Genomic DNA, 11026 nt, shown 5'->3' on the forward strand with positions numbered 1-11026 from the left:
TTCCCTAAGCGGGTGCAAATATAGATAATTATTAATCCTATTTCCAAGCTTTTTATGCCCTTTTTTTGAAAGTATTTCTTAACGGCTGATTTACAGCCTATTTGAAATAAAAATAAATACTACTACATATCTTCTCCTTCATTTAAGACAACAAGATTAATAATACAATCCCTCTTTATCATCTTAATAGTCTACACAATTTGCAACCGTATTTTAAAAAGAAAGGGTAGCTAATTTAAATAAAAAAAATGAACCACACAACTATTTATTTATAAATGAGAGCGTTATATATTTTCTACTTGGTTTTAGGCTTAAAAGACACCTTATTATTAGATGCTTTCCACTTATTTGTGAGCTCCATGTAGTCAAAATCGAGAGCAGATTCTTGTTTTTCTAGTTTCCCATCAGCAAAAGCACGTTGCAAAATATCTTCAATGAGATAATCTTCATGTACGGTTCCTGGTTGGTATTCTATTTTAATATCAATATCAAACATACTAGCTGTTGTATTGTACCAAAATGCTCTCCATCCACTTCGAAGTTCTTTTACTAGATCGAAAGCAGTAATTCCTGTTTGCCTATGTATAAGCTTCACCAATATCTGTCCTTCAGTTCTAGTAAGCTTTTTTAATTCAGCAGAAAACTCATCTTCAATATAACGTTGTATAATTTTGGTATACTTTCGTCGCTTAGATTTAGATTCTATTTTATCTAGACGCTCCGTAAGTTCCGTAAGTCTATCAGCAGCCAATTTAGCATATGGATACACTTTTAATGTTTTTCTCTTTAATATATAGTATCGTACTTTATCCTTATAAGAAGAAAACCGAAGTTTTTGAAATACAATAACTGGATCTAGCTCAATCATATCTCTTGGAATAGAATCCCCATCAAAGAAATAATACTGCGCTTCTAGAGAATCTTTTTTAGAAACTCCCAACGTATCCATCTCTTTAACTTGTGAAGAAACCAAAAGCGTATGCAAGAAAATTACTATGTATATTATATGTCTCAATTACACCTATTATATATTGCATTCAAAAATAGTAAATTAGTTTTGCCACACTTATTAAATGTATATGAATATTAGTATTTTCGTAAACTTAAAATAAATGATTTATGGCGAAAAAGAATATTATCAACGAGAAATCGATTACTTTTTTAGAGAAATATCTAAATAATGCCTCCCCTACTGGTTACGAATGGGAAGGTCAAAAAATATGGATGGAGTATTTAAAACCATATGTAGATACTTTTATCACCGACACTTATGGTACTGCCGTAGGAGTTATTAATCCTGAAGCTGAATATAAAGTTGTTATTGAAGGGCATTCTGATGAAATCTCTTGGTATGTAAACTACATTACAGACAACGGTCTTATATATGTTATAAGAAATGGAGGTAGTGACCATCAAATTGCACCTTCTAAAGTAGTAAACATTCATACTAAAAAGGGAATTGTAAAGGGTGTTTTTGGTTGGCCTGCAATCCACACAAGAAAGAATGACAATGAAGAGACTCCTAAACTAGACAATATATTTATAGATATAGGAGCAAAAGATAAAGAAGAGGTAGAAAAAATGGGAGTTCATGTTGGATGTGTTATAACATATCCTGACGAGTTCTTTATTTTAAATGAAGATAAGTTTGTTTGCCGTGCAATCGATAATAGAGCTGGTGGTTTTATGATTGCTGAAGTTGCTCGTTTATTACACGAAAACAAAGTAAAACTTCCTTTTGGACTTTATATTACTAATTCTGTACAGGAAGAGATTGGTTTACGTGGTGCGGAAATGATTACGCAAACAATTAAGCCGAATGTTGCTATTGTTACAGACGTTTGCCATGACACAACAACTCCTATGATCGACAAGAAGAAGCAGGGACATACTGAAATTGGTAAAGGTCCTGTTATTTCTTACGCTCCTGCTGTTCAAAATAAACTACGTGAATTAATTATAGAAACTGCCGAAGAAAAGGAAATTCCTTTCCAACGCATGGCTGCTTCTAGATTTACAGGTACAGATACAGATGCTTTTGCTTACAGTAATGGTGGTGTTGCTTCTGCATTAATTTCTTTACCGCTGCGTTATATGCATACAACGGTAGAAACTGTTCATAAAGATGACGTTGAGAATGTTATTGAATTAATTTATGAGTCGCTTATGAAAATTAAGGAGAATGAGACTTTTAGTTATTTCGACTAATAATATCCTTTAGTTTTTTTAATTGATAAAACACAAACGTTTGGATGAGCTTGTAGACATATTAGATAGCCAAGGAAATGCCACCGGAAAGGTGCTTTTAAAATCGGAGGCTCATAAAAAGGGACTCTTCCACCCTACTGCTCATATTTGGGTGTACACACAGGATGGAAAAGTACTTATTCAGAAAAGAGTTGCCGATAAGAAAACGTTTCCTAATAAGTGGGATGTTTCTGTGGCAGGGCATATTTCTGCTGGGGAGACTCCAGAAGCTTCTGCTATCCGAGAAGTTAAAGAGGAGATTGGACTTTCAATTTCTGAAAAGGACTTGGATAAGATTGGTGTTCATCGTTCATCGGTTGTTCATAGTAAAGATGTAATCGATTGCGAGTTTCACCATATTTTTTTAGTTGAATTAAAACAACCTATAGAAACGTTGAAGATTCAAGAAAGTGAAGTAGCAGAAATAAAACTGGTAACTATAAATATGTATCTAGAAGCGTTGAAGAATTACACCCTTATGAAAGATTACGTTCCTTTAGAACCCGAATACCTAGACTTGGTGTTTTCTGCCATCCGAAGAAAAACAACATAATTTAAAAGCCTCTGAAATTTCAGAGGCTTTTTCGTTAAATTTGTTATGCTTACAATTAAGTGAGCCATTGCCCACAATATAATATATACATGAAAAATACGATTGCAGAACGTGTTGCAGATTTTTTAAAACGTTTTCCTCCTTTTGATTTACTAAAGCCTCATCAATTATTAGAAATTGCTATGGAAGTTAAGGTTATCTATAAGCAAAAGGGAACTGCTATTTTTTCTCAGGATGAGCCTGGGCATTCACAATTCTATGTGGTGCATAAAGGAGCGGTTGCAATTATCCGAAAGGAGAGCGAAAAGATGGAAACGCTTGATAAATGTGATGAAGGTGATGTGTTTGGATTAAGACCTCTTTTTGCTAAGGAAAACTATATGATTAGTGCCATTACAGAAGAGGAATCTATTTTATATGCTATTCCTATTACTTCTTTTCTACCGATTATAAAGCGGAATTATCTTGTTGGTCAGTTTCTTATTGAAAGTTTCGCCTCCAATACCAGAAACCCATATTCTCGAGAACACCGTGGGAAACTATTTACAGAAGGTGAAGCGCAACCAGAAATGCCTCCGGAGTTATATGAGCTTCAGCCGGTGCGGTATGTAAAAAATATCATCAGCAGTAAAAGAACAACAACAGTTTCTGAGGTTGCTAAATTAATGTCAGCAAAAAATGTGGGTTCTATATTAGTTATAGAGAACGACCTCCCCATTGGAGTGGTTACCGATAAAGATATCAGAAATACTATTGCCGTTGGGAAGTATCCAATAGATATTGAGGTTGAAAAAATAATGTCGTCTCCAGTAATCTGCTACCAAAAAGGACTAACCATTGCGCAGGCTCAGGTGGCTATGATGAAGCATAAAATAAGTCATATTTGTATTACTAAAGACGGCACACCAAATAGTAAGGTTCTCGGAATTGTATCGGAACACGATATTATTGTAAGTCAGGGTAACAATCCTGCGGCATTGATGAAGGCTTTAAAGAGAGCCAATAAAACTAAAACGCTGAGAGCAATTCGGGGGAGAATTATGCATCTATTAAATGGATATGTACAGCAGAATATCCCGATGACTCATGTTTCTAGGATTATGTTTGAGCTGAACGATGCTACTATAAAAAGAGTTATTGAAAGAAGTATCGATAAGCTAGGCACCCCACCGCCTGTAAAATTCGCGTGGATGTCTTTAGGAAGCCAAGGGCGAAAAGAGCAGCTTTTACATACAGATCAAGACAATGCTATTGTTTTTGAAGACGTTCCTAAAGAGAAGCTCGAAGAAACGAAAGCATATTTTATTGCGCTTGCCAAGATTGTAAACAAAGGATTAAATAATATAGGGTATGAGTATTGCCCAGCAGATATGATGGCTCGCAATCCTAATTGGACGTTATCTTTAGGAGAATGGAAAAAGCAATTTGAAAGCTGGATGACAGACCCCGGAAACGATGAGATCCTTTTATGTTCCATATTTTTTGATTTCGATATCTCTTATGGCGACTCCAATTTAACGAATCAGTTATCGGATGCTATATTCAAATCTAGCGAAAACAATCAGCTATTTATAACAGCATTAGCATCTAGCTCGTTAAGAAGTCCCTCTCCATTAGGATTCTTCAGACAGTTTTTGGTTGAAGCAAATGGAGAACACAAAGACTTTTTTGACCTTAAAAACAGGGCTATCATGCCAATTACAGATGCCGGAAGGGTTTTAATACTTCAGCATAAAATAAAAAATATTAACAATACTGCAGAACGCTTTGAGAAGCTAGCAGAATTAGAACCACATAATAGAGAGCTCTATCTTTCGTGTTCATATACAGCAAAAGCACTACTTAAATTCAGAACAAAACAAGGGTTATTACATAATGACACAGGTAGGTTTATAGCACTAAATACGCTAACTAAAGAGGAAAAGATTAAACTAAAGCGATCTTTTAAATCTATTAGCGATGTCCAAGAACTTATTAAGTTACGTTTTAAAATTTCTTCTTTTATATGATCTCGTTATTTAAAAAGAAATCGGAGAATTATCCTGATTATTGGAAACGCTACGAGGAGAAATTTCAGGAGAAACTCCCTGAATATATCGACGAGAATACTTTTGTTATTCTAGATACTGAAACTACGGGTTTTGATTTTGAGAAGGACAGGATATTATGCATTGGAGCGGTAACTTTAAAAGACAATACCATTGCCATTACAGATGCCTTAGAGATTTATATCCATCAGGAGAAATTTAATCCTGAAACGGTAAAAATACACGGAATTATAAAGAATGATGCTGCATATGCTTTAACGGAAGAAGAAGCGATTATAAAATTCTTAGCCTACATAGAAAATGCCGTATTGGTAGCCCACCATGCTAATTTTGATATTGGGATGCTCAACCAAAGTTTAAAGAGACTAGGTCTCCCAAAATTAAAGAATAAGGTATTGGATACGATGGTATTGTATCGTGCAACAAGAATTACTTCTAATTTAATTGATAAAGAAAAACATTATAGTTTAGATGATCTTGCTGAAAACTTAAATATCTCTGTAAAAGATAGGCATACCGCAGCTGGGGACGCAATGATTACCGCGATATCCTTTCTAAAAACATTGACTAAGTTGAATAAAAAGGATAGAGGAAAACTTAAAGATCTGTTCAAAGTCAGATAAATTATAGTCATTTTATATCCTTATAAATATTAAAATAACTATCAGAAAAACAAACTAGGAATAGGCTGGTTTGTAACGCGTTATTCCTAGTTTGTATTTAAATCTATCTAACGTTTTTTAGTAGACTCCTTTTTATTTCTTTTCGAATGTAGTAGCATCCAAAGCTTCTGTACTTAGTGTAGCATCCGTAAAAATTAATGGCTTTCTGTCTCTAGGAGCAACAATAGCCCCTAAAGAGTCTTTTTTGTACCATATTAACTCCTTTGGCAATTTGATCCCATCTACCGTTTGCCAGTCGTTATATTTAATAATCGATGTTTCATCTTTTGCTTTATTATCGTGGTATGTAACAGTATACCCCAACCACTCCATTTGGTGTGAATCTTTATTATAATAGATATAGTAATTATCTTTTGAAGAAGCTCCTACCCCATCATTAAAAGATATTTTCACTCCAGGATACGATTTCCCATCCACTGTAATTGGTTTTGCTTCGCTATAATTAATTCCATCGTCAGATAAAACAAAAGGCATCGCATAAAAATAGAAATACAAATTATGGTAAAAACCAGGATCCCCTTTAAAAGAAGTACTGTCCTCTTTTACAACCCACGGCTCTTTCCCATCGTAACCGATAGTATATTTTGGTGCTTCAATTAAAGATTTTCTCGCTTTAAGATCAATCGTATGCTCTTCGTCACCCTTTTTAAAAGTAAGCGTTTGCTGCTTATTCCAATTATCGATCCCCCCGTGCGCGTTAAATACTTTTACTAACTCCTCTGGGTATTGATCGAGGTTTACAGTTGCTACTTCCTTTTTCTTTTCTGTTGAACATGCTACTAATACAATAGCGATAATTAATAATGTAGTTATTTTTTTCATGAATGATTAGATTTAAAATGTTTGACGAAAGAAATTCTACATCATTACAGGGATGATTGAAAAATATTGAAAGTATTTAAATGATTGTTTACCAATCTACCTATCTATACTTTCACTTTTTTATACACTAACCCGGGTTTTTATGCCGTTTTCCCCTTCCTATACCTGTACTGATACGTATAAAACCCATCTCGAGGGGTAAAAGATCCCTTCAGATACGCTAGCATACCTATTTATAGGGCTTCCAGATGCATCTGGATACGTTTAACACCCATACGAAGCCATTTTATACCTATCTCGATACGTCATGCAACGTATAATTTGACGTCCTGGACGTATCCAGATACGTACCACCACGTATAATTTGGGGTTCCGAACGTGTCTCGATACGTTATGCCACGTATAAATATATATCAGGAACGTATCCAGATAGGTGGCACCACGTATATGGAATGATCTTTAACGTATCGAGTGAGGTTTTTGATTAATGAAACTGCGAATTTGCAAAATCGCGAATTTGCAAATTTGCTTTTTTCTTTCTGATTACGGATTTCCGTAAAAGGCTTATTTATTGAATGCTTATATTTGAGGGAGGAATAAACATGAGTGCGTTTGTTTGATGATTGACCACATACCCTAAATCAAACGTGAATTAACTCAAAAGAATAATTATAATCTATTAATCCTTTACTTTCCTCATTGTCAAGCCATGCTTTTTCTTCATGACTTTTTTCCATTATTTGAGTTGCATTACAACCTTTAAAAATACGAACAATTGTATTTAATGATTCTATTTCTTCAGAACTAAATAAATCTGAATTAAAATCTTTGTTGTTAGACTTATAAAAACATTTTCCCAAATACCCATTTCCATAATCCTCCATTTTCATAAAAACATAATCTTTATTAGAAGCATAATCAAAAATACCACCATACCTTACTGGAACAGGTCCATAATTATGTGCCATATAATTCGCGCCACTTATTGAATATGCAGTATTCTTAAAATTAAGAAAATCAGAATAAAACAGTAGCTTATTCATTTTTGTTTCTGTAGGGTTCAATTTCTCAGCAAAAAATAAAATCATATTTGACATTTTTTCCATATTTGGTTTTCTATAACCAGAAAAATTACTTGGAAGTTTATCTTCAAATAAAATATTTACATATTTTTTATCATCCTTATTTTCTCTATAATTACCTTTTACTACTTCTATTTTTTTAAGAGCTTTAATTTTCTCTTCATCATTTAAATCGTTATTTAAATCGACTTGGTATTTAAAATTATCTATACTATTTAAAACCGAACTTATTAACTTACTATTAGCTAAACTTGGAACTTCACCTTTTTCATAATTCCTATAACTATTTATTCCAAACCCTAATATACGAGACATCATTCCTGCTGACAAACCATAAGTATTTCTCAAATTAATTATTTCATCTGGAAATGGAATATTATGTTTATCTCTATATTGATTATATACTTGATTTAAATTAAATTCGTCTAACTCTGTGGTCGTAAATGACTCACCACTATCTTCACATAAATAACTTTTGTGATTATATTCAAATTTTTCTTTTCTAAAAACCAAAATACTCTTTTCAATTTGTAAGGTCATTTCCTTACCTGTGATTGGACTTTTCATAATTGTTTGTTTTTTAGCTTAGGTTTTTCAGAGGAAATTCCATAGGACATTCTGCCTTATGAAAAGATATACATACTGCTGTTCCTGTCATTTTGAAATAGTCAATTTAATATAAACCTGTTGACCTTTAATTACCTTTCCGAAAACCCACATTTCTGTTCCACCTTGTTGAGTTTCTTCTAAAGGACCTGCACTATAGTCCTCTACTTCTAAATTCAAAATTATTTCTTCACGCATTTTAGCGGTAATACTTAAATCTGCAAGATTCTGAATACTATTTTTAGGACGATTGGAGAAGATTATGCCGAGAGACTTTATAACCGCCTTAAGTTCTTGCAAAAAAGATTTTATAGTTAACTTATCCACAATACTAGCGTGTTAAATTCTTTGCAAAGATAAACTTAAATCTACATAAAACAACTTTAAAGTGTTATTTTAAACGCTATTAATACGATTAAACAACTTTAAAATGAAAATCAATTTACCAACCGAGTAGATGTCTCCCCTATTAATTAACAGAGTACACCCCTCACATCATGAACAAACGGGTCTCATATCTGGGCAGTTCGATAATGAAACTTATCGCTTACAGTATTCGGTTCAACTAAAATATCCTTTCCTATTTAACCGCTTTACAGGAATATTAGTTCCATTAGATATTATTAACCCCCAAAGAGTTCCTATTTGGATTACTCTTTGGGGGCTAACAGTTATAATAATATTTTATGACTGCTGAATTATTATTTAATTTTCAGAATTACCATACATATTAGACTCTCCGCCATCTATAGCAATAGTTTGACCGCTTATATATCCGTTTTTATCACTAATTAAAAAGGCAACTAATTCGGCCACATCTTTTGGATCACCAAGAGATTTTGTAGGGTTATTTTTGGCAAAGGCCTCTTCTGCTGCTTTTGGATTATCTAAATTTACTTGCTTAAATGATTCAGCTACCATGGGAGTTAAAATCGCTCCAGGAGCAATAGCATTCGTTAATATTCCATCTTTACCATATTCTAAGGCCGCATTTTTTGTCATTCCAGAAACCGCGTGTTTACTAGCCACATATGGCGTTTGGTTTAAAACACCTCTAATTCCTCCAACGGAAGATACATTTACAATTCGGCCATATTTTTGTTTTTGCATCACAGGAATAACATACCGCAATCCGTAATAAACACCCATTAAGTTTATATCTATTACCTTTTTAAATACTTCTAAATCATATTCAGCCAATAAAGCTTGCTTACCTTCAATACCAGCGTTGTTATAAAAACCATCTATTCTACCAAACTCTTTTACTGTGGCATCTACATAATTTTTAACCTGCTCTTCTTTCGAAACATCCGCTTTTACGGTTAGTACTTTTATTTCAGGATATAATTTTTTTAATTTATTCGCAGACTCCTCTAATGCCTCTTCATTATAATCTACTAATACTAAATTAGCCTTCTTCTCGCCTAATATTTCTGCTGCTGCATAACCCAGGCCCATTGCTGCGCCTGTAATCACAATAACTTTATTTTCCATTATTTATATTTTTTACGATTGCTTAAAATTAAAAAAGGTAGACTTAAAAATGGGTTAATGAAATATTAAGGTTTAGCTAATCTAATTGCTGCTCCCCCTATTTCTAGCTATACTTTTTTAAAGTGTAAAACTGCGAATTTGCAAAATCGTGAAGTTGCGAATTTGCTTTTAAGATTCTTTTCTCTTTATTCTAATTTCTAGTCTCTCTATTTTCTTCTGATTACGGATTTCCGTAAAAAGCTTATTTATTGAATGCTTATATTTGAGGGAGGAATGAACGTGAGCGCGTTTGTTTGATGATTGGTAGTATTTATGACTCTCTAAAAATTTGGATATAAAAAAACTCAAAATAAAAGCAAATAATGGAATTGATGATTTTAAGCTTGATATCTTAAAATCATTGAATTTATTTGATAATAAAAAAGATTGTTTACTCGATTTTGATAATAGAATTCGTAATTATTTCAACAGGCATAAAAATCTGACTATCAAAATAGTGATTACAAAAAAAGAACTTTTTGAAACTATATTTAAGAAGAAGTTTTATAATATAAAAAGGTATAAACGAGAAATCCCAAAAGGATATCCATTTGGAGCCTCAAATATGGAAGCTCAAGCTTATTATGACCCAATTATATGTGACGAACAATATTATCAAGACAAAAATAGGATTGAAAATGAAACTATATCAGAATTAAATGACCTAATGTCACATTTTGAGGAATTGAATACCAAATATAATTTTGAAATTAAAGTGCAGGAATAACTACCGCCAATACGATGTATAAACATAGCTAACAGATGCCTAACCTAAATGTTTATGTATATTTAGAAAGTCCGACAAGTATTTAATTTGGCACTTATAGAGGACAAGCTATATGCAAAAAAACGATAGCTAAGAATATGTATAATTCATTGCTAATGCCAAGCCAACTTATCATAAGTCAAACTTATCTCAAATGAAGAGAATTTATATCTACATAATAATTGGAATTATAACATTAATTGGATCAGCTGCTTTGATGAATTTAAATTCAAAACGAAATTTAAAACTTATTGTCTCTAATAAATATGGAGAAAATATAAAAACGATATCTAAAAAAGTAACATCAAAAATAATTATAAGCACAATGGATTCAATTAATTGGAATAATTTTCATATTGTGCAATTGGAAGACGAGGGTGATAATACTTTTAAAGCATTACATGTGAGTGGAAGTTTAGTAGAAGATGGATTAGCTTCTGGATTCGTAACAAACGAAAACCATATTATAATGGTAAAACCGATAAAAACAGTAGACCAAATGACAGAAATACTACTTGATTTTTTTAAAGGAGAAAATGTTTGGCGTAATAAATATGATTATAAATAATTTGCTACTGCAAAAAACAAGTATTCACTAATACCTTCTAACTAATTTTTCCTTATTTGCAAACAGCATTAAGTTATAAATAGGCCCCCCCAAAGATTAAAATCTTTGGGGGGCATTA

Annotated in this window: 11 protein-coding genes; 6 read left to right on the forward strand and 5 right to left on the reverse strand. The window is 32.7% G+C overall.

The window, feature by feature from the left end; translation table 11 throughout:
* Positions 1–295: 295 nt before the first annotated feature.
* Positions 296–1015: a DUF4294 domain-containing protein gene (locus ACN0TY_RS12125; protein ID WP_236959319.1), complete on the reverse strand. Its 720-nt coding sequence runs from the start codon at positions 1013–1015 to the stop codon at positions 296–298.
* Between the two features lie 104 nt (positions 1016–1119).
* Here ACN0TY_RS12125 and ACN0TY_RS12130 point away from each other — a divergent pair, with 104 nt between their 5' ends.
* From ACN0TY_RS12130 to ACN0TY_RS12145, 4 genes are all read left to right on the forward strand, one after another.
* Positions 1120–2208 carry a M42 family metallopeptidase gene (locus tag ACN0TY_RS12130; RefSeq protein ID WP_236959318.1) on the forward strand — a complete coding sequence of 363 codons (1089 nt, stop codon included), beginning with the start codon at positions 1120–1122 and terminating at the stop codon, positions 2206–2208.
* Positions 2209–2230: 22 nt separating this feature from the next.
* Positions 2231–2800, forward strand: coding sequence for an NUDIX hydrolase (locus ACN0TY_RS12135; RefSeq protein ID WP_417444717.1), 570 nt, complete (start codon positions 2231–2233; stop codon positions 2798–2800).
* Between the two features lie 89 nt (positions 2801–2889).
* Positions 2890–4809 (forward strand): DUF294 nucleotidyltransferase-like domain-containing protein, encoded by a 1920-nt coding sequence (locus tag ACN0TY_RS12140; protein ID WP_417444718.1) that lies wholly within the window; start codon positions 2890–2892, stop codon positions 4807–4809.
* Positions 4806–5471, forward strand: coding sequence for a PolC-type DNA polymerase III (locus tag ACN0TY_RS12145; RefSeq protein WP_236959315.1), 666 nt, complete (start codon positions 4806–4808; stop codon positions 5469–5471). Before ACN0TY_RS12140 ends, ACN0TY_RS12145 begins: the two co-directional genes overlap by 4 nt.
* Before the next feature lie 132 nt (positions 5472–5603).
* Here the strand turns inward: ACN0TY_RS12145 and ACN0TY_RS12150 are convergent, their stop codons facing one another.
* From ACN0TY_RS12150 to ACN0TY_RS12165, 4 genes are all read right to left on the reverse strand, one after another.
* On the reverse strand, positions 5604–6353 hold the full coding sequence (locus tag ACN0TY_RS12150) for a DUF6503 family protein (protein WP_417444719.1): 750 nt from the start codon (positions 6351–6353) through the stop codon (positions 5604–5606).
* 641 nt (positions 6354–6994) lie between these two features.
* A complete protein-coding gene (locus ACN0TY_RS12155; RefSeq protein WP_417444720.1) occupies positions 6995–8002 on the reverse strand; it encodes a type II toxin-antitoxin system antitoxin SocA domain-containing protein in 1008 nt (335 codons plus the stop codon).
* A gap of 87 nt (positions 8003–8089) precedes the next feature.
* Positions 8090–8368 carry a hypothetical protein gene (locus ACN0TY_RS12160; RefSeq protein WP_417444721.1) on the reverse strand — a complete coding sequence of 93 codons (279 nt, stop codon included), beginning with the start codon at positions 8366–8368 and terminating at the stop codon, positions 8090–8092.
* A gap of 378 nt (positions 8369–8746) precedes the next feature.
* Positions 8747–9535, reverse strand: a complete 789-nt coding sequence (locus tag ACN0TY_RS12165; RefSeq protein ID WP_417444722.1) for an SDR family oxidoreductase — start codon at positions 9533–9535, stop codon at positions 8747–8749.
* Positions 9536–9863: 328 nt separating this feature from the next.
* On the opposite strand from ACN0TY_RS12165, the gene ACN0TY_RS12170 reads away from it, so the two are divergent.
* Positions 9864–10301, forward strand: a complete 438-nt coding sequence (locus tag ACN0TY_RS12170; protein ID WP_417444723.1) for a hypothetical protein — start codon at positions 9864–9866, stop codon at positions 10299–10301.
* A 193-nt stretch (positions 10302–10494) separates the two neighbouring features.
* Complete coding sequence (locus ACN0TY_RS12175; RefSeq protein WP_417444724.1) at positions 10495–10908, forward strand: hypothetical protein; 414 nt, start codon at positions 10495–10497, stop codon at positions 10906–10908.
* Positions 10909–11026 lie beyond the last annotated feature (118 nt).

It is taken from the genome of Joostella sp., assembly GCF_048266025.1.
GTDB lineage: Bacteria > Bacteroidota > Bacteroidia > Flavobacteriales > Flavobacteriaceae > Galbibacter > Galbibacter atrarenae.